This is a genomic window from Actinacidiphila alni (assembly GCF_900112845.1).
Taxonomy (GTDB): domain Bacteria; phylum Actinomycetota; class Actinomycetes; order Streptomycetales; family Streptomycetaceae; genus Actinacidiphila; species Actinacidiphila alni.
The window spans coordinates 69,889-87,573 of the sequence record NZ_FONG01000007.1 but is presented as its reverse complement, the minus strand read 5'-3'; the positions used below and the strand labels follow the sequence as shown (position 1 = coordinate 87,573).

Sequence of the window (17,685 nt, the reverse complement as noted above, 5' to 3'; positions counted from 1 at the left end):
TAGGGTCTCCCGGGGCTTCGGTGCGCTTGCGCCTCCAGGATCACCCTCCCCGATACGGGCGGCGGTCCGTTTCGCGCCCGGCGCACGAACCGGACCCCGCTCTTCCGGGTGCGTGAGTAGTGTGCTCGATCTCCTGCGGAGTGCGGTGAGTCAGGTCTTTTAGGGGCGCGGGGAACTGCGCGGCCCGCCCCCACCGGCCTGATGGTCGCAAGAACAACAGCGTCTGCCCCGCTGGGGGCGGTTTTTCACCCGCAGCCCCGCGCGGCCTGAGCGCGCAGTTCCCCGCGCCCCTAAAAGGGCACCCCCATCCGCACGGTGCGGGGGCAGGGGCTGCGCCCCTGTTAGGGGCGGGTGAGGGCGTCGACTTCGCAGCCAGGGGCGAACGGGTCGAAGCCGTGGTCGACGAGCCAGCGCACACCGAGAAGTGCGCGCAAGGACCACCAGGCGCGGACCGCGGCCGGATCGACGCCGGCACCGTAGCCGGAGAGGACGTCGCCGAGACGCTCCTGGTGCCCGACGGTGAAGGTGGCGAGGTCGAAGAGGGCGGGCCCGGGACCGGCCTCGGACCAGTCGAGGACCCCGGTGACCCCGGCACCGTCGGTGAAGACGTGATCGACCTGGAGGTCGCCGTGCGCGAAGACCGGCGTCCACGCCCGGAGGGCCCCCTCGGCGAGCCGCCGGTTGCGGGCGACCAGACCGGCGGGGAGGATGCCGCGCGCCACCAGCGCCCCGCACTCGCGGTCGAGCTCCGCGGCCAGTTCGGCGGGACCCTGACGGCGCCGGCCGGTCCAGGGCGGCAGCGGCGCGTCGTGGAGCGTGCGGATGGCGGCGCCGGCGGCGGCCCACGCGGCCGGGGGCGCCGTGGAGGGCGCGCCGAGGCGGCCGAGCGCCGCGCCAGGGAGCGCGGCGAGCGCGAGCACGGACGGCTTGCGCCACAGGATCTCCGGGGTGGGGACCGGTGCCAGGGCCATCGCCTCGGCCTCGGTGTCGAGGCGCGCCTGATCGGCGTCCACCTTCAGGAACACTCCGCCGACCCGCAGGGTCGCACGCTCGGAGTGGGCGACGACGATCTCGACTTCCTCCATGGGCGAGGAGTATCCCGGTGTCCGCGCGCGGGCGGGGGAGAATCGGGGCATGGCCCCGAAGAGTCGTACGCCAGGCGCACCCGTGACCGTGACCGTGACGATCGAGGGCAGCGACCTGCCCGGAAGGGTGTGCGGGGAGGGCGGCGGCTTTCCCGGGTACGCGAATGTGCACGTCGGGGTGCAGCGCCGCGGGAAACCGGGGGAGTTGACGGGGGTGACGCCCGGTGACGCGGAGCGCGCGGTGTGGGAGCTGGAGTGCGCGGCCCGCCCCGGGGCCGACGGGCGTACGGACCTGACGGGGCCGTATGTGCAGGGCGGCCCGGGCGACCGCTTCGTCTATCTGTCCTGGGGCGACGTGGGCCCCGCCGGCTTCGGGATGTTCCGCCGCGCGAAGCTGATGCTGGCCGCCGTGGACCCGGAGGTCCTGGCGGAGGCGGCCCGCACCGGACGGCTCACGGCCCGGCTCGGCCTGACCGATGCCAAGGGGCACCCGCTGTGCGCCCGGGTGGTGCCGCCGGCGATCGAGTGGACGGCGCCGTGAAGGCCCCGCGCGGCCCGGACTAGGCGACAGCCTCGGCCGTCGCCGCGGCGACGCGTTCGACGAGGGAGATCCCGGCCTGCTCCGAGAGGTGGCCGCCGGACAGGACGGCGATCAGCAGGGTGTGGCCGTCGTGCCGTATCTCGCCGACGCTGTTGATGTCCCACAGGCCGGTGGCGCTGCGCGGCAGCCAGCCGTTCTTGATCGCGTAGCCGGCGCCGTCGGAGTCGGCGGCGGACACGCCCCACCGCTGGTCCGGGTCGACGGCACGCATCAGGCCGGAGACGACGTCGCGCGAGTCGGCGCTGAGCGGGGAGTCGGCGGCGGCGCCGTAGACCGCGCGCAGCAAGGTGACCTGGTCGGCGGCGGTGGTCTGCGTCAGTCCCCACAGTTCGCCGCTGCCGGGGGTGGTGTGGTCCAGGCCGAGCGTGGCGTTGGCGGCCCGCAGGCCGGGGCCCGAGCCGATGGTGTGCCACAGGGTGAGCGCCGCGTCGTTGTCGCTCTCCTCGATCATCGCGGTGGCCAGCGCGCGTTCCCCGGCGGTGAGGTGCGTGCCCGCGTGCTGGTGCTGGAGCAGCAGCGACGCGAGGATGTCGACCTTGACGATGCTCGCGGTGTCGTAGGCGGTGGTGGCGCCGCTGTCGTAGGTGGCGACGGCGCCGCCGTCCAGGTCGGTCACGGCCACCGAATAGTGCCCGGAGCCACTGTCGGGCAGGGCTTTCAGCACCGTCCGCAATTCGTCCTGCGCGGACGCCGCGGCCTTGACGGATGACGCGGACGGCGCGGTCTTTACGGACGGTGCCTTCGTCGTCGGCGAGACGGCCTGGGCGGTGGTCGTGGGCGCCGGCGTCGTCGCCGGGCGGGACGCCTCCGCTGTGCCCGGGGCGGCCGTACCGTCCGCCCCGGCCCGCGCGGACGGCGAGTGGACGACGGCGGCCAGCGTCAGCGCGGCGATTGCGGCGACCGTCGTGGTGGACACCACCAGCGGGCGCCGCGCCCACCACGGCCTGCCCGCCGCACCGGGAGCCGCCCCCGGCCCCGGCGCCGCGTCCGGCCCGTCGTCGCAGGCCCCGGCCTCGACCGGCCCGAGCGGCACCGCCCGGAGCCCGACGGCCGCATCGTCGGGCGTGCCGGGCGCGGCGCCCGTACCGTGCGCGTCCCCGTCCCCGGCGGCACCCCCGGCCGGGCGGGACGCCTCTTCCTCGTCCATGCCGAGGACGGTATGAACCGTTTCTTGGATTCCGCTGAGATCCCGGTTCCAATCGTGTGAACCCCGTCGGCCGCCCGGCGCCACACCGTGGAAAACCCCGACAGAACGGTTCTTGCGTCAATTCTGTCAATTATTTCGCCTGTCGCGCGGAGTATCGCGCACGGGTGTCGCCGTGATGCCGATCCCCGGCACCAGACTTCCGGCCCCCGCCGCAGGGCACGCACAACGGCCGCGCGGGCGGCGGGAGTTGACAGCCGATCGGAGGAGTTCCAGATGGGTGTCACACGCCGGGTCTTCCTGCAGGCCGCCGTCGCGGCCACCGCGGCAGGAGCCATCGGGGTCACGGAGACCGCGGTCGCGGGCGGCGCGTCCGCGGCGAGCGGACCGGGGGATGTGGTCGGCAAGGTGACGGTCGGCTATCAGGGCTGGTTCGCCTGCGTCGGTGACGGCGCCCCGATCAACGGCTGGTGGCACTGGACGCAGAACTGGGTCCAAACCCCGTCCCCGTCCAACACCGGCTGGCCCGCCGCCCAGCTCTCCGAACTCGAGGTCTACAGCACCTAGTCGGCCCTACGCCCTCACGGCGTCCGACGGTCGCACAGCGCGTGATCGGTGAGCGTCTGCACCGCGCGGTTGACCTTGTCCTGGTCGATCATCGCGGTGGTCGACGTGATCGACACCGTCACCGCGCGGCGGCCGTCGGCGCTGACGGCCGGCCTGCTGTAGACGCCGAAGCCGTCGCCCTCGTGCAGGTAGTACACCCCGCCGCAGGTCAGCGGGACCACCCGCAGGCCCAGGCCGTACCCGCCCTGCGTGCCGGCCGGCGGCACCGGCAGATCGTCGTACGGCACGGTCTGCCGCATCTGCCGCCACTGCTCGGCGGGCAGCAGCTTCCCGGTGGCGAGCGCGCGGAAGAAGGTGTTGAGGTCGGCGGGGGTGCTCACCACACCGGAATCCGCGGTGTGTTCGAAGCTCAGCTCGGTCGCGTCGAGCACCCCGCCGTCCGGGGTGTCGAGGGTGATCCGCTCGTGCGGGCCGACGAGGAACGGGTTCGAGCCGGGGATGTAGGTGTGCCGCAGCCCCAGCGGCGCGATCACGCGGTGCTCGACCAGGTCCCGCCAGGTCGCGCCGGTGCCGTCCGCCTTCTCCGCGATCATCCCGGCGAGCAGGTAATTGGTGTTGGAGTACGCCCACTTGCGCGCGCTGCCGGCCGGTCCCGGGACGAACAGCGGCGGGTGGTCCATCGCGATCGCGGCCAACTGCGCGGGCGGCGTGTTGTCGTAGCGGTTCTCGTCGAAGTGCTGGAAGAGCCGGTCCTGCACGTCCGGGTCGGCGACGTAGTCGAAGAGCCCGCTGGTCTGCTGGAGCAGGTCCCTGACGGTGATCCGCGAGCCGTCGTTGCCGTGTCCCGCGACCACACCGGGCAGCCAGTGCTCGACGGTGTCGTCGAGCGACAGCTTCTTCTCCGCGACGAGCTGGAGCACGACCACCGCGGTGAACGCCTTGGTGGTGCTCGCGATCCTGAACTCCGGGTCCCACGGCACCGGTTGGTCCGAGCCGCGGCCCGCGGTGCCGTAGCGGGCCCGCAGCGGCCCGGCCGGGGTGTCCACCCGCGCCACCACATTGACCTGGCCGTCGCCCGCGGCCCGCACCGCGGCGAGGTCGTGCCGCAGCGCCGCCTCGTCGTAGCCGGATCCGTGCGCCCCGCGCCCGTCCGTACGTCCGCCGTCCGTACCCTTCGCCCCGGCGGGCACCGCCGCAAGCGCCGACACGGCCAGCGCCACCGTCCACGCCGCCACCAGACCGCGTTTCCCCGCCCACGACACCTTCATGACAGCTCTCCCCGTCGAACGCCTCGGACTCCAGGGCCTGATCCAAACGACAGACCCTGGCCGCGTGTCCGGCCCGCACGGTGCGGACACCGTCCATCCAACGCCCGCGGCCGGGCCCGATCGATGGAGCTGCCACCCCGCCCCGGGGTGGGGCCAGCCCCCCCCGCAGGCCCGCGGGTCAGCGGCGCGGGCAGACCACCAGGTGGAAGGCGGGCAGCGCGGCGACCGGCCGGTCGCAGTCGAAGCGCGCCCTGATCCGCGCCGCGGCCTGCGGCGCGATCTGCCCGAGCGGGAACCAGAAAGTGTCGAGCAGCGCGTAGCGCGACGCCGGGTCGTCGAGGCAGCGCAGATTCTCCCGGTAGCTGGCCTGGCCGGTGATCGACCGGTCGTAACGGGTGCGCTGGAGGAAGTCCGGGGTGGGGTAGCGGCAGTGCGTCGGGTTGCCCAGCAGGTAGTTGTTGTCGCCGAACGCCAGGTACGTGACGGGGGTGTCGGCCCCGATCCGGTCCCGTACCCCGTCCATCCAGTGGCTCAACTCGTGCCGGGTGCGGGCCCGTTCGAGCGCGGTGAAGGTGGAGTGCCGGGTGTCGTAGGAGTACGGCGTCGTCGGCCACACCGGAATCGCGAGCGCGAGCAGCAGCGCGGCGGCGGGCACGTAACGGCCCGCCGTGCCCCGCACATTGGTGAACCGGACGCCCCGGCGGCCGGGCAGCGCGGCGGCGACGAGCGTGACCAGTACGACCGTCCAGACCAGCGCGTACGCGGCCGTCTCGTGCGCGTGCCGCCAGTTCCAGGACTGCCCGGACAGCAGCGGGACCGCGACGCCGAGCAGTAACGCCCCGCCGGGCAGCGGCAGTTGGGGACGGCGCGCCACCGCGAGCCCGCACAGCGCGGCGGCCAGCACGGGGAGCGCGGCCAGGTGGTACTGGAACCACTGGCCCTGCGCCACCAGCGCGGCCAGCACCCCCGCGACCCCGGCCGCGGTCAGCAGCGGCCACCCCCAGCGGCCCGCGCGCGACGCACTGCCGCGCGCCAGCAGCACCACGGCGGCGGGCAGCAGCGCCACCACCGGATTCATCAGCGCCTCGACGCCGACGGTGGTGACCATCGCGTGCAGATCGGCGGCGCGCAGACCGTGCTGCACCGGGGTGTCGGGATTCAGCGCGGACAATTCGTTGAACCAGCGCCACTCGCGCGGCTGCACGGCGATCGCCAGCGCGAAACCGGCCGGCGTGGCGACGACGGCGACCGCCGTCGTCAGCAGGGCGCGGCGCCGGTCCAGCACCCACAGCGCGCCCAGCGGCAGCAGCGCGGTGGGCGCGGTCGTGTACTTCACCAGCACCACGAGCGCGATCAGCACACCGCCCGCGCCGGCCGCGAGCCATGTCCGGCGCGGCCCCAGCGCGGCGGCGAGACCCGCCACCGCGAGCAGCACCGCGACCCACTCCGGCTGCAGGAAGTCCCAGGCGGGCGCGAAGAGCAGAGCGAGCCCGACCGCGCCCGCCACGGCCGTCGCCTCCCGGCGCGGCAGCCGGCGGGCAAGGCCCGACCGCAGCCACCACGCCACGGCCGCCGTCACGACGATCACCAGCAGCCGGATCCACGCCTCGCGCACGGCGACCGGACCCGCGGTCAGATGGTCGAGCCAGGACAGCAGCCAGCGGTACGCCAGCGGCCGGTGCACAAAGGTGCCGGACGCGGGGATGCTGCCGCGCCCGCTCGCCCGCATGCCGCCGAGCACGTACCGCACATCGTGATTGAGACCGCTCCAGCACATCGCGGCGACGGCCGCGACCGCGAGGACCGCCGCCAGGACGCGAGCGGCGGCCGGATACGGGACGGCCGCCGGGGCGGGAGCCGAGGCCGACGCTTCACCGGCGGCCGGGGCGCCGCTCACGGCGCCCCCGTCGGCGCCCGTCATGGCACCGTCGTCGGTCCCGGAAACGGAGGTCACGGCCGCCGACCATAGCCGCACGCCCGCGCGTGGAAATGCCATGTGCGCGGCGTGCGGCGGAAGTTCGCCGAGAATTCCCCCGGCGTTGGCGAAGCTTCCTGGGCCGGTGCCCTGTTCGACCCCGGCCCGGTCCCTGTTCGACCCCTGCCCGGTCCCTGTCCGGCCCCTGCCCGGTCCCGGTTCGGCCTCCGGTCAGTTCGCCGTGTCGGCGAGCGTCGCCTCGTCCACCAGACCCGTCCTGATCGCCTTGACCACCGCACTCGTCCGGTTGGTCGCGTCGAGCTTCAGCAGCACACTGCTCACCAGCCGCTTCGCCCCGTGCTCGGAGATCAGCAGCCGGCGCCCGATCTGCTTGTTGCTCAGCCCGCGCACCAGCAGAACCAGCGTCTCGTTCTCCCGCGCCGTCAGCGCCCCGCGCCGCTTGGCAGGGGCGGCGGACGCCGCCTGCTGGATGAGGCTGCGGCCCAGCTCCACCGGGATGGCCATCTCCCCGGCCGCCAACTGGTCGAGCGCCCGCGCCATTCCGGCCGCCGACAGGTCCTGCCGGATCAGATAACCGTCGGCGGGCAGCCCCGCCAGATCGTCCGTCTGATGCTGCTCGATCACCAACAGCAGCCGCGGCGAAGGCCGTTCGCCCGCTACGCCGCTGGCCCCCCGCCCGTCCCGCCCCGCGCGGCCCGTACGGTCCGGGCCCGTACGGGCCGCCCGCTCCTGACCGATCACGTCCCACAACCGCCGGTTGGCCGGGGTCAGCACCGCCACATCGGGCGCGTGCTCGCGCACCTTGCCCACGAAGTCGAACTCGTTCGCGGCGAAGTACGTCTCCACGCCGGTGGCGAGGCCCGACATGATCGCCTGCACACCCAGGCGCAGGATCTGGTCCTCCATGAACAACACCACGCGGAGCCGCGCGGGAAACGGCATGCGACGCGAATGGTGGAGAATTTCCGAAGTCATATGTCCGCCCGTGTCTCTTCCGAGTAAGAACCACTTCGGCGGCCTGCCCCCGAGCGGGCGCCTTACAGCGACGCGACGCCGCCCCACCCCACGACGGCCGCAACGGCGCGGCCGAGGAAGGCGACAACGGGAGCACTTACGGGCCTGAGCGCTCCGGATCGCGTGTGATCACATTTTAGCGTCATGACGCTACCAACGGTAAATATCCTTGGTCAACCAATGTGCGGAAGCGATGCGTCCACGGGCGGACGCCGCGCGTCCGGAACCTCGCGCGTCCGGACCCCCGTGCGTCCGGGCCTACTTGAGCAGCCGAGACATCCGCCGGTCCGCCAGCGGCTTGCCGCCGGTCTGGCACGTCGGGCAGTACTGCATCGCCGAACTGCTGAAGGACACCTCGCGGATGGTGTCCCCGCACACCGGACACGCCTCGCCCTTGCGCCCGTGCACCCGCAGACCGCTCTTCTTCTCCGACTTCAGATCGCGCAACGGCAGCCCGCGCGACCGCTCGACGGCGTCCGCCAGCGTCGTACCGATCGCCTCGTAGAGGGTGCCGATCTCGTCCTCGGTGAGCGCGGTGGCCAGTTTGTACGGCGACATGCGGGCCGCGTGCAGGATCTCGTCGGAGTACGCGTTGCCGATCCCGGCGATCACACTCTGGTCGCGCAGTACGCCCTTGATCTGGCTGCGCCTGCCCGCCAGCAGCTCGGTGAACGCCGCCAGCGTGAAGTCGGGGGCGAACGGGTCGGGGCCCAGGCGGGCGACGCCCGGCACGTCCAGCGGGTCGCGGACCACATAGAGGGCGAGGCCCTTCTGGGTGCCCGCCTCGGTCACGTCGAATCCCGTGCCGCTGTCCGTACCCGTACCCGTACCCGTACCCGTGCCCGTATCGCCGTCCGGGTCGGCGGCCAGCCGGACCCGCAGCGCCAGCGGCCCCTTGCCGGGGCGCGGCGGCGCGTCCGCCATCTTCTCCGTCCACCGCACCCACCCGGCGCGGGCCAGATGGATCACCAGGTGGGCGTCCCCGGCCGTCAGGTCGAGGAATTTGCCGTGCCGGGTCACCGCGTCGAAGGAGCGCCCCTCCAGCGCGGTGATCGGCGGGTCGTACGTCTTGAGCGCGTGTACGGCGACGGGATACACGCGGTCGACGGTCCGGCCGACGAGCTGCTCGGCCAGAAATCTGCTGAGGGACTCGACCTCCGGCAATTCAGGCATGCTCCCAGTCTGCCCCGCGGCCGCCCGGACCGCCTCGGACGGCGGCCGCCGGCATCGCGCCGCCCCCAGCCCTCCCGGCAGCACACCGCCCCCGGTGGCGCGGAACGCACCGGGGGCGGCGGCGAAAAAGGACGGAAGACCGGGTCAGGCGGGCTGGAGCACCGCGAAGGTCGCGCCGGACAGGTCGGCGAACCAGGCGATCTTGCCGATGCCCGGCACGTCCACGGTCGGCACCAGGACGCTGCCGCCCGCCTCCCGCACCTTGCCGAGCGTGGCGTCGGCGTCCTCGACGTCGAAGTACGGCACCCAGCGCGGGCCCACGCCCTCGGGCGCGGCCGTGATGCCGCCGAAGGCCGTCGCCCCCTGGTCGCCCTCGGCCGTGGAGATGAACGCGTACGCCGCGTCGCCCACCTTCGTGTCGGCCGCCCGCCAGCCGAACAGGCCGCGGTAGAAGGCCAGCGCCGCCGCAGTGTCGGGCGTCTGCAGTTCCACCCAGCCGAGCGTGTCGTACTTCGACGTCTCCTCGAGGCCCTTCAGCGCCCGCGGCTGGAACAGTGCGAATTCGGCGCCCGCCGGGTCGGTGAGGGCCGCCATCCGCGCCGCCTCCTGGGCGTCGAAGGGCTCGGCGCGCACCGTGCCGCCGGCCTCGGCGACCGCCTTGGCGGTGGCGTTCACGTCCGGCGTCTCGAAGTAGACCGTCCAGGCCGGGGTCGCCCCCTCGTCCACCAGCGGCCCGAGCGCCGCCACGATCTTCCCGTCCTTCTGCAGCGTCCCGTAGCTGCCCGCGTCGGGCCCCGCGGGGTGGAAGGTCCAGCCGAAGACCGCCCCGTAGAAGCCGGCCGCCGCGACCGTGTCCGTGGCCGCGATGTCGATCCAGGTGGGCGATCCGAGAATGGAATCCGTAGTGAGCATGCTGACGTACCTGCCTTCCGGTGTCAGGGAGAACCCCTGGGCGCGAAGCTCCGCCCATCGTATACGCGGTACACAATCCACGACGGATCGTATCGGCACCGTCACCGGAAATTCAGGCGGTGTGCTCCCCGGCGGTCTGGCCCACGGCGGCCTGGCCCACAGCGGTGTGCTCCACGACCAGGCCGATGATCTCCGGCCACAGCTCGCGGGGACGGTCGTGGCCCATGTCGGCGAGCAGGACGAGACGGGCGCCGGGCACCACCTCCGCGGTGCGCCTGCCGCCGCTGGGGTCGATCAGGGTGTCGTCCAGGCCGTGCACGACGAGGGTCGGCATCCGCAGCGCGCGCAGCGCGTCGGCGCGCGAGCCGTCCAGGATCATCGCGCCGAGCTGGCGGCCGACCCCGGCCGGGTAGTAGGCCCGGTCGAAGCTCCGGCCCGCCAGTTCCCGTACGGCCTCCGCGCTCCCGTAGCGCTTGGACGCCCACACCAACTCGCGCTCGGCCGCCGCGACATAGCCCTCGCGGTCGGCCGGCTTCGGGCCGAAGAGCACCGCCTGCGCCGCGTCGCTCGCCCGGCCGTACTCCGGCTCGCCCGTCGAGGACATCATCGACGTGAGCGTGAGCACCCGGTCGGGCGCGTCGATCGCCATCCGCTGCGCGATCATGCCGCCCATCGAGGAGCCGAACACATGCGCCCGCCCGATGCCCAGCGCGGTGAGCAGGCCGAGCCCGTCGGCCGCCATGTCCCGCAGGGAGTACGGCACCATCGCCAGCGCCGCCGCGATGTCCCCGGAGCTGACGGCGGCGATGAACCGTCCCATGTCCACCGGATGGTCGTCGAAGCGCGTCGACAGCCCGCAGTCCCGGTTGTCGTACCGGATCACGTACCGCCCGCGCGCCGCCAGCTCCCGGCAGAAGTCCTCGTGCCACGCGATCATCTGCGCGCCGAAGCCCATGACCAGCAGGACGGGCGGATCGGAAGGATCGCCGAACGTCTCGTACGCGACGAACACTCCTGGCGACACCTCGGCATGGGACATGCCCGGAGTCTCCCACCGCGATGATCACCGCGCACCCGAGAATCCACCCGCACGGGACCGCCGTCAGGTCAGCTCCTCGGCGAGTCCGACGACGATGCCCTCGGGGCCGCGCATGTAGCACAGGAGAAAGATGTTCTCGTACGGGACGATCTCGCCGACGAGTTCGGCGCCCAGCGCCCGCAGCCGGGTCACGGTGTCCTTGATGTCGTCCACCGCGAACATGACGCGGCGGATGCCCAGGGTGTTCGCGGGGGCGTCCGCCGGCTCCGGCCTGATCACCTCCGGCCGGTGGAATTTCGCCAGCTCCACCTTTCCGTGACCGCCCGGCACCCGCAGCATCGCCACGTCCTGCCGTACGTCGTCGAGCCCGATCACCCGTTCCGCCCACCGCCCTTCGAGCGGCCCCTTCCCCTCCAGCTCCAGGCCGATCGCGACGAAGAACGCGATCACCGCGTCCATGTCGTCCACCACGAAGAGCACATTGTCCATCCGCCGAACCGCCATGCCGGGCCTCCCTGCGCGCCGCGTATCCGTCAGTGCGTCATACGTGTGTACACGCCGGACGCCCCCGCCGGGCCCGGGCACAACCAATGCGCCCGGTCGGCGGTCGGACAGCCCGGGGCGCGGACGTCGCGTCCAGGACAGCCAGGCGTCCGGGGGGATTCACGGTGCGTTCACTTCATACGGGCCGGCGCCGTCGCGGCGCCGCGGTCGCCGTCGTACTCGCCGTCACGCTGGGGGCCGGCGCGCTGGCCGGGGCGCCCGTCGAGGCCGCGGAGGGGCAGGGCGGCGGCACGACCGCGTCGGAGCCGGGCGGCCGGCCGGCCGCGGGCACGGGTCGGACCCGGCTGGCAGATCTACGACAAGATCGAGGCCGCCGGTGACATCGCGGAGCCGTGGAACCACCTGCCCGACATCGTCGCCCGCGACAAGGCCGGAGTCCTGTGGCTCTACTCCGGCCAGGAGAAGGGCGGTTTCACCCCGCGGGTCAGGGTCGGCCCCGGCTGGCAGACGTACACCCACCTCAACGGCGGCAGCGACCTGAACGGTGACGGCCGCCCCGACCTCGTCGCCGCCGACACTTCCGGCACGCTCTGGCTCTACCGCGGCACCGGCGAGACGGCCCGCCCCTACGAGCGCCGCACCCGGATCGGCGGCGGCTGGCAGGTCTACTCCCAGCTCGTCGGCGCGGGCGACGTCGACCACGACGGCAAGGCCGACCTCTTCGGCTACCTCCCCGGCACCAGGACCGTCTACCTCTACGCCGGCACCGGCGACCCGGCCCGCCCCTTCGAGCCGCGCACCGTCTCCGACGCCCAGACCGGCAACGCGTACACCAACATGAGCTGACGCCCCGCCCCCGGCACTCAGCCGCCCAGCACCCGCCGCACCTCACGGAGCGTCAGACCGGGATTCCGGTACCGCTCCGTGAGCCGGCCGGTCACCGTGCGGATCCCCGCGTCGAGCCGGGCCAACGTGTGGGCGCCGCGGCCGACTTCGTCGTAGGTGAGCAGCCTGAGCGTGTTCACGTCGGCGGCCCGTGGGGCGTCCGGCGTCAACGCGTCGAGACCGGCGAAGAGTTCGTACGGCCACGGCCGTTCCGCGACCGCCCGCGCGAGGGTGACCTCCGCCAACCCGCCCTCGCCGAGCGGCCGTCCGGCGGCGGCGTCGTCGAGGGACAGCGCGTACAGGCGCAGCGCCAGCAGCGTCCGGCTCAGCCGGTCCGCCATGGGGGCGGTCATCCGCCACCCCTCGTACATCTCCGTCCTGCGGTCCCGCTGCCACGCCACCTGGTCGTGGACGTCGAACACCGCGTCGCCGTACGCGACGCACTTCTCCCAGAACCTGTCCGCCGCCCCCGCCGATTCCCCCGCCGAATCCGTCATGCCGCGATTGTCCCGCCGCCGCGGCCCCCCTGCTATGGTGCGCCGATGCCGTCGATCAAGAAGTTCCAGGTCACCTTCGACTGTGCGCGGCCCGAGCGGGTCGCCCGTTTCTGGTGCGAGGTGCTCGGGTACGAGCCGCCGGCGCCGCCGGACGGCTTCGACAGCTGGGACGCGTACAACAGCGGCCTGCCCGAGGCGGAGCGGGACACCTGGTTCGCGTGCACCGATCCCACGGGGGAGGGGCCGCGGCTGTACTTCCAGCGGGTGCCCGAGGGCAAGGTGGTCAAGAACCGCCTGCACCTCGACGTCCGGGTCGGCACCGGCCTGGTGGGCGCGGAGCGCCTGGCAGTGCTGGAAGCCGAGAGCGCCCGGCTGGCCGCGCTCGGCGCGACGCAGCAGCGCGTGCTGCTCGCGGACGAGGAGAACGAGTCGTGCATCGTGATGCAGGACGTCGAGGGCAACGAATTCTGCCTCGACTGACCCGGAAGTGACGGGTTCGGGCCCCTGGATGGTGCGGCGGTCGCCGCGCGACCACGGGTCGGGGAGCGCGTGCTGCCCGCCCGCCGCACCGACGCCTGCTCCTGGCCGCTCCCCGGCGTGCGGCGCACGGTCACCGTCTCCTGCCCGCGCGCATATGTGTTTTTGTGTTTGAGCATGGACAGTCAACTGCCGTGGTGCCAGCCTGGATTGACGGCTACTCAGGCCCTGGCCGCTCATTGGCAACGTTGTCAAACGAGCGTCGCCCGGCCTGGTTCCGCATGCCCTCCAACCCCCATGACGAGGAGCGCTCCATGCACGTACGACGTACGACCACCGGTCTGGCCGCCGCGCTGACCACGGCGCTGGCCCTGGCCCTGGCCTGTGCCGCCCCGGCACTGGCCGCGGCGCCGGACGCCGCGCACGCCTCGGCCGGTCACGCCTCGGCCGCACACGTCTCGGCCGGTCACGCCTCGGCCACCAAGGTCTCCGCCGCGGCCCAGGACGCGGCGCTGCGCTTCTGGACGCCGCAGCGGCTGCGTGCCGCGCGGGACGTGACCTCGCTCGCCGTGCCGGACGGCGCGGCGCCGCCCCGTACGGCGCCGGCCGCCACGGCGGGGCAGCACCCCGTCCTGGTGCCGCCCGCCCTCGGTCCCGCGGCGGCCACCTCCCGTACGGCGAACGGGACTTCGGCGGCGCCCGCCGTGTCGTCCCCCGGCGCGTGGAACGGCGGCGGCCTGATCGCCACGACCGCGGGCAAGGTCTTCTTCCAGAACGCGTCCGGCGGCACCTTCGCCTGCTCCGCCACCGTGGCCAACAGCAACAACAAGTCGGTCGTGCTCACCGCGGGCCACTGCGTGGTCAACGCCGGCACCGGCGAGGTCTACCGCAACTGGGTCTTCATCCCCGGCTACGGCAACGGCAACCGGCCCTTCGGCACCTTCACCGCGCAGACCCTCTTCCACGACGGCCAGTACGTGTCCACGGGCGGCAACGCCAACTACGACTTCGCCTTCGCGCGGGTCGCGCCGCTGAACGGCAGGACGCTCGTCGACACCGTCGGCGCCGAGGGCATCGCCTTCAACTCGCCCACCGGCCAGTTCGTGTACTCCTTCGGCTACGGCGGTTCGGCGGCCGAGGGCGGCGGCGAGCGGCTCAACTACTGCACGGGCACGGAATTCCCCGACGCGGGCCGGGCCGGCTCCACGATGTGGGGCATCGACTGCGTGCAGACCGGCGGCTCCAGCGGCGGCGGCTTCCTCTCCAACTTCAACGCCTCCGGCGGTGGTGGCTATCTCGTCGGCAACATCAGCGTGAGCGCGGGCAGTAACGAATACCACCCGTATCTCGGGAACGAGGCGCTGAGCCTGTACCAGCAGGCCGGGGCGTAAGGCCGTACTGCCTACGGCACTTCAGCTCTACGGCTGACGGTGGGGCCGTCCGCCCGCCCCGTCCCCGGCGGGCGGCTCCACCATGACGTACCGTCAACAATGCTCAGAACAGCGGCAGTTGACCGGGAAAGTCCGGTACGACATAGCCGTCGAGGGCCCGCTGCGCCGCGCCGGCGCCGACGGTGGCCTTGGAGCCCGGGCAGGACACGAGGCCGGCGTTCCCCATACCGGCGGGCGGGTCGTGGCGGGCGATGCGGCCCGCCACGACCGCGATCTCCCGCCCGCACCGCGGGCAGCGACGACGGGGTGAGGACATGCCCCCAGTCTGCCGCCCCGGCCCCCGATATCCGGGGATCTTCCGCCGACCGGCCCGGTCGGCGGAAGATCCCCGACCTGCGGCCTGCTCGCATCCGCGCCCCACCGCATCCACGCCCCCGGCACGACCGGGGACCTGATCCCGGGCGACCGCCCGGCCTTCAGCGACCCGCTCCCAATGGCTCGACCAATGGCCCGCCCTCAGCGGGCCGCCCGCCGGTACACGCTGAGGACGGCCGCGCCGACCCGCTCGGCCGATACGCACTCCAGGTCGGCGCGCGGAGCCCCCTCGGGGAAGAGCCGCCGGCCGGTGCCGAGGACGGTGGGGAAGGTCAGCAGGCGGTATTCGTCGATCAGATCCTCGGCCGCCAGCGCGTGGACGACGCTCAGGCTGCCGGTCACGACCACATCGCGCCGCTCGCGCCGTACGGCGTCGACGAGACCGCCGTCCAGGACCCGCGAATTCGCCCACGCCGAGGCGTCGGTGACGGTGCGGGACGCGACCAGCTTGGGCACGGCGTTCATCCGGGCGGAGAACGGGTCGTCCCGTCCGGGCCACAGGCGCGAGAACAGCTGCCAGGTCGTGCGGCCCAGCAGCATGACCCCGTTGTCCAGCGTGCCGCCGAGGCGGAATTTGTCCCCGGCGACGGCCTCGGGGCCGTAACGGAACGCCCAGCCGCCGGCCGGGGTGCCGCCGGAGCCGTCCGGGTCGGACACGATCCCGTCCAGGGTGATGAATTCGATGACGACGACGCTCATGAGAGGTTCCTTCCGGTCGGTGCTCACCGGTACATACCGGCGGCACCGCCCGGACTCATCGCGCCCGGCGGGAATCCGCGGGGGAAATCCGCGAGGAAATCCGCGGGGGAAGGCCGAACGCCCCGAACACGCGCGGATCGGCGAAGACCGTATTGCGCGCGATCCGGCCGCCGGCCACCGTGAGGACCTGGAGCGTGTGCAGGCCGAGGCCGCCGTCCGGCTCCGGCGCGTACGCGGCGAACGCGGGCTGGCCGTTGGCGGTGAGCGGCGTCGTGGCCCAGCCGCTGCCGCGCATCCGGAACACCCGGTCCATGAACAGGCCGTAGTCGCGGCTGCCCCGGTACCACAGCGGCACCGGCGGCATCTCCAGTACCGCGTCGTCGGTGAGCAGCCGGACGAGCCCGGGCACGTCGGCGGCCTCGAAGGCGCGCGCGTACCGCCGTACCACCGCGCGTACGCCGGGGTCGTCCGGCTCGTCGACGTCCGCCGCCCCGCCGACCCCCGCGTCGGCCAACGCGGCCCGGGCGCGTTGCAGCGCGCTGTTGACGGCCGGGACCGTCGTCCCGAGCTGCTCCGAGACCTCGGCGGCGGAGAATTCCAGCACCTCGCGGAGGACCAGCACGGCCCGCTGCCGCGGCGGCAGCACCTGCATCGCCGCCACCAGCGCCAGCCGCAGGTCGGCCCGTACCTCGGTGTCGCACCGCGCGTCGGGGAAGGGCTGCAGCCACGGGATGTCGAGGGCCGGGGTGAGCGGTGCCCCGGGATCCTCGCTCGGCGCGCCGAGCCCGGACGGCAGCGGTCGCCGGGCCCGCCCTTCGAGGGCGGTCAGGCACGCGTTCGTCGCGATCCGGTACAGCCAGGTCCGTACCGACGCGCGCGTGGCGTCGTACCGCTCGCGGGCCTTCCAGGCGCGCAGCATCGTCTCCTGCACCATGTCCTCGGCCTCGTGGAACGAGCCCAGCATCCGGTAGCAGTACGTCACCAGCTCGCCCCGGTACGGCTCGAAATCCACGGGCCCATCATGGCGTACGGGTCCGCCGGCGGGTCGGGAAAACGGTTTGGCGCGGCTCCGCGGGCGCTGCTACCTTGCCGGTGGCCGTGCGAGAGACAGAGGAGGTGGTACCCGTGAACGTATCGACATGGGTGCTTCCCTCCGGGGTCACGGTCGGACGGTAGGTCGTCCGGGAGCGCCTTCACGCGCACTCCCGAAAGGCACGACCATGCACGTCACTCCCGCGCTGCGGTTCACGGCGGAGCAGCGCCTCGACGACGGCGTCCTCGAACGCGAATTCGTCCTCGGCGGCAGTTCCGGCACTCCTGATGCGTCCGGCACCCCTGACACCTCCGGCATCCCCGGCATTCTTTGGACGCCGGCGTCCGACGCCGTACCCCCGGCGCCGCTGATCCTGCTCGGCCACCCCGGCGGGCTGCGCAGGATGTACCCCCGGCTGGTGGGACGGGCCCGGCATTCCGCCGCCGAAGGCTTCGCCACCGCCACGATCGAGCTTCCCGGTACCGGCGACCGGCCCCCGCTGCCCGTCGTCCAGCAGGCCAGGGCCGATGTGCGCCAGGCGCTCCAGGCCGGCGGCCCGGTCGGCGCGGACGTCATCGACGCCCTGATCCTCCCGCTGGTCGAGCAGGGGGTCCCGGAGTGGCGGGCCACCCTCGACGCCCTGCTCGCGCTGCCCGGCATCGGCGGCCCGGTCGGCTACTCCGGGGGAGTGATCTCCATCGGCGTCCGCCTCGCGGTGACCGAACCGCGCATCGTGGCCGCCGGCCTGTTCGCCGGAAGCTTCGTCCCCCGCACCATCCTCGACGAGGCCCGCCGCGTCACCATCCCGCTGCACGTCCTGCTGCAATGGGACGACGAGGGCAACGACCGGCAGGCGGCACTCGACCTGTTCGACGCCTTCGGCAGCCCGGAGAAGACCCTGGAGGCCAACATGGGCGGCCACACCGGCGTCCCACCCCACGCGGGCGAGGCCGCGGCCCGGTTCTTCGAACGGCATCTGAAGCGACCGGTGACGTAACCCCCGGGGCAACTCCCCGGAGCAGTCCGCTCCGCCGCGCCCGGCACCGAGCTCACGGCCTTCCGGCTTCACGGCCTTTCTGCTCACG

The 17,685-nt window shown here is 73.3% G+C and carries 18 protein-coding genes and 1 pseudogene; 6 read left to right on the top strand and 13 right to left on the bottom strand.

Annotated elements, in window-relative coordinates; all coding sequences use genetic code 11:
* Nucleotides 1-341: 341 nt before the first annotated feature.
* The gene (locus BM076_RS13590; protein WP_093713760.1) at nucleotides 342-1,085 is read right to left on the bottom strand and encodes a phosphotransferase family protein; all 744 of its coding nucleotides are present in this window, start codon (nucleotides 1,083-1,085) and stop codon (nucleotides 342-344) included.
* A gap of 49 nt (nucleotides 1,086-1,134) precedes the next feature.
* Here BM076_RS13590 and BM076_RS13585 point away from each other — a divergent pair, with 49 nt between their 5' ends.
* A complete protein-coding gene (locus BM076_RS13585; RefSeq protein ID WP_093713970.1) occupies nucleotides 1,135-1,626 on the top strand; it encodes a DUF5990 family protein in 492 nt (163 codons plus the stop codon).
* 19 nt (nucleotides 1,627-1,645) lie between these two features.
* Here the strand turns inward: BM076_RS13585 and BM076_RS13580 are convergent, their stop codons facing one another.
* Nucleotides 1,646-2,833 (bottom strand): serine hydrolase, encoded by a 1,188-nt coding sequence (locus tag BM076_RS13580; protein ID WP_177246437.1) that lies wholly within the window; start codon nucleotides 2,831-2,833, stop codon nucleotides 1,646-1,648.
* A 273-nt stretch (nucleotides 2,834-3,106) separates the two neighbouring features.
* Between BM076_RS13580 and BM076_RS13575 the strand changes: the two are divergent.
* Nucleotides 3,107-3,358: pseudogene (locus BM076_RS13575) on the top strand (discoidin domain-containing protein); the annotation flags it as partial.
* Nucleotides 3,359-3,411: 53 nt separating this feature from the next.
* Here the strand turns inward: BM076_RS13575 and BM076_RS13570 are convergent.
* From BM076_RS13570 to BM076_RS13540, 7 genes are all read right to left on the bottom strand, one after another.
* On the bottom strand, nucleotides 3,412-4,665 hold the full coding sequence (locus BM076_RS13570; protein WP_093713759.1) for a serine hydrolase domain-containing protein: 1,254 nt from the start codon (nucleotides 4,663-4,665) through the stop codon (nucleotides 3,412-3,414).
* Nucleotides 4,666-4,843: 178 nt separating this feature from the next.
* The gene (locus tag BM076_RS13565) at nucleotides 4,844-6,619 is read right to left on the bottom strand and encodes a hypothetical protein (RefSeq protein ID WP_143120564.1); all 1,776 of its coding nucleotides are present in this window, start codon (nucleotides 6,617-6,619) and stop codon (nucleotides 4,844-4,846) included.
* A 192-nt stretch (nucleotides 6,620-6,811) separates the two neighbouring features.
* Entirely contained in the window at nucleotides 6,812-7,507 is a 696-nt protein-coding gene (locus BM076_RS13560) for a response regulator transcription factor (protein ID WP_245796034.1), read from the bottom strand.
* 366 nt (nucleotides 7,508-7,873) lie between these two features.
* Nucleotides 7,874-8,788: an Fpg/Nei family DNA glycosylase gene (locus tag BM076_RS13555; protein WP_093713756.1), complete on the bottom strand. Its 915-nt coding sequence runs from the start codon at nucleotides 8,786-8,788 to the stop codon at nucleotides 7,874-7,876.
* Between the two features lie 144 nt (nucleotides 8,789-8,932).
* The gene (locus BM076_RS13550; protein ID WP_093713755.1) at nucleotides 8,933-9,700 is read right to left on the bottom strand and encodes a VOC family protein; all 768 of its coding nucleotides are present in this window, start codon (nucleotides 9,698-9,700) and stop codon (nucleotides 8,933-8,935) included.
* A 112-nt stretch (nucleotides 9,701-9,812) separates the two neighbouring features.
* On the bottom strand, nucleotides 9,813-10,739 hold the full coding sequence (locus BM076_RS13545) for an alpha/beta fold hydrolase (protein ID WP_093713754.1): 927 nt from the start codon (nucleotides 10,737-10,739) through the stop codon (nucleotides 9,813-9,815).
* A 63-nt stretch (nucleotides 10,740-10,802) separates the two neighbouring features.
* Complete coding sequence (locus BM076_RS13540; protein WP_093713753.1) at nucleotides 10,803-11,243, bottom strand: VOC family protein; 441 nt, start codon at nucleotides 11,241-11,243, stop codon at nucleotides 10,803-10,805.
* Between the two features lie 45 nt (nucleotides 11,244-11,288).
* On the opposite strand from BM076_RS13540, the gene BM076_RS13535 reads away from it, so the two are divergent.
* On the top strand, nucleotides 11,289-12,089 hold the full coding sequence (locus BM076_RS13535) for an FG-GAP repeat domain-containing protein (protein WP_107416956.1): 801 nt from the start codon (nucleotides 11,289-11,291) through the stop codon (nucleotides 12,087-12,089).
* A 17-nt stretch (nucleotides 12,090-12,106) separates the two neighbouring features.
* On the opposite strand, the gene BM076_RS13530 is transcribed toward BM076_RS13535, so the two are convergent.
* Nucleotides 12,107-12,625, bottom strand: coding sequence for a hypothetical protein (locus BM076_RS13530; protein WP_093713752.1), 519 nt, complete (start codon nucleotides 12,623-12,625; stop codon nucleotides 12,107-12,109).
* Between the two features lie 45 nt (nucleotides 12,626-12,670).
* Here BM076_RS13530 and BM076_RS13525 point away from each other — a divergent pair, with 45 nt between their 5' ends.
* Nucleotides 12,671-13,105, top strand: a complete 435-nt coding sequence (locus BM076_RS13525; protein WP_093713751.1) for a VOC family protein — start codon at nucleotides 12,671-12,673, stop codon at nucleotides 13,103-13,105.
* 311 nt (nucleotides 13,106-13,416) lie between these two features.
* On the top strand, nucleotides 13,417-14,493 hold the full coding sequence (locus BM076_RS13520) for a trypsin-like serine peptidase (RefSeq protein WP_093713750.1): 1,077 nt from the start codon (nucleotides 13,417-13,419) through the stop codon (nucleotides 14,491-14,493).
* Nucleotides 14,494-14,596: 103 nt separating this feature from the next.
* On the opposite strand, the gene BM076_RS13515 is transcribed toward BM076_RS13520, so the two are convergent.
* The 3 genes from BM076_RS13515 to BM076_RS13505 form a co-directional block, all read right to left on the bottom strand.
* Entirely contained in the window at nucleotides 14,597-14,809 is a 213-nt protein-coding gene (locus tag BM076_RS13515) for a hypothetical protein (protein ID WP_093713749.1), read from the bottom strand.
* 200 nt (nucleotides 14,810-15,009) lie between these two features.
* A complete protein-coding gene (locus BM076_RS13510; RefSeq protein WP_093713748.1) occupies nucleotides 15,010-15,567 on the bottom strand; it encodes a dihydrofolate reductase family protein in 558 nt (185 codons plus the stop codon).
* 55 nt (nucleotides 15,568-15,622) lie between these two features.
* A complete protein-coding gene (locus BM076_RS13505) occupies nucleotides 15,623-16,579 on the bottom strand; it encodes a sigma-70 family RNA polymerase sigma factor (RefSeq protein WP_093713747.1) in 957 nt (318 codons plus the stop codon).
* 226 nt (nucleotides 16,580-16,805) lie between these two features.
* On the opposite strand from BM076_RS13505, the gene BM076_RS13500 reads away from it, so the two are divergent.
* Nucleotides 16,806-17,597: an alpha/beta hydrolase family protein gene (locus BM076_RS13500; protein WP_093713967.1), complete on the top strand. Its 792-nt coding sequence runs from the start codon at nucleotides 16,806-16,808 to the stop codon at nucleotides 17,595-17,597.
* Nucleotides 17,598-17,685 lie beyond the last annotated feature (88 nt).

Excerpts from the sequence above, each read along its gene's own strand:
- BM076_RS13545 (WP_093713754.1), bottom strand. The coding sequence starts at position 10,739 with ATGTCCCATGCCGAGGTGTCGCCAGGAGTGTTCGTCGCGTACGAGACG.
- BM076_RS13515 (WP_093713749.1), bottom strand. The coding sequence starts at position 14,809 with ATGTCCTCACCCCGTCGTCGCTGCCCGCGGTGCGGGCGGGAGATCGCG.
- BM076_RS13555 (WP_093713756.1), bottom strand. The coding sequence starts at position 8,788 with ATGCCTGAATTGCCGGAGGTCGAGTCCCTCAGCAGATTTCTGGCCGAG.
- BM076_RS13530 (WP_093713752.1), bottom strand. The coding sequence starts at position 12,625 with ATGACGGATTCGGCGGGGGAATCGGCGGGGGCGGCGGACAGGTTCTGG.
- BM076_RS13570 (WP_093713759.1), bottom strand. The coding sequence starts at position 4,665 with ATGAAGGTGTCGTGGGCGGGGAAACGCGGTCTGGTGGCGGCGTGGACG.
- BM076_RS13580 (WP_177246437.1), bottom strand. The coding sequence starts at position 2,833 with ATGGACGAGGAAGAGGCGTCCCGCCCGGCCGGGGGTGCCGCCGGGGAC.
- BM076_RS13585 (WP_093713970.1), top strand. The coding sequence starts at position 1,135 with ATGGCCCCGAAGAGTCGTACGCCAGGCGCACCCGTGACCGTGACCGTG.
- BM076_RS13540 (WP_093713753.1), bottom strand. The coding sequence starts at position 11,243 with ATGGCGGTTCGGCGGATGGACAATGTGCTCTTCGTGGTGGACGACATG.
- BM076_RS13520 (WP_093713750.1), top strand. The coding sequence starts at position 13,417 with ATGCACGTACGACGTACGACCACCGGTCTGGCCGCCGCGCTGACCACG.
- BM076_RS13560 (WP_245796034.1), bottom strand. The coding sequence starts at position 7,507 with ATGGAGGACCAGATCCTGCGCCTGGGTGTGCAGGCGATCATGTCGGGC.
- BM076_RS13550 (WP_093713755.1), bottom strand. The coding sequence starts at position 9,700 with ATGCTCACTACGGATTCCATTCTCGGATCGCCCACCTGGATCGACATC.
- BM076_RS13525 (WP_093713751.1), top strand. The coding sequence starts at position 12,671 with ATGCCGTCGATCAAGAAGTTCCAGGTCACCTTCGACTGTGCGCGGCCC.
- BM076_RS13590 (WP_093713760.1), bottom strand. The coding sequence starts at position 1,085 with ATGGAGGAAGTCGAGATCGTCGTCGCCCACTCCGAGCGTGCGACCCTG.
- BM076_RS13510 (WP_093713748.1), bottom strand. The coding sequence starts at position 15,567 with ATGAGCGTCGTCGTCATCGAATTCATCACCCTGGACGGGATCGTGTCC.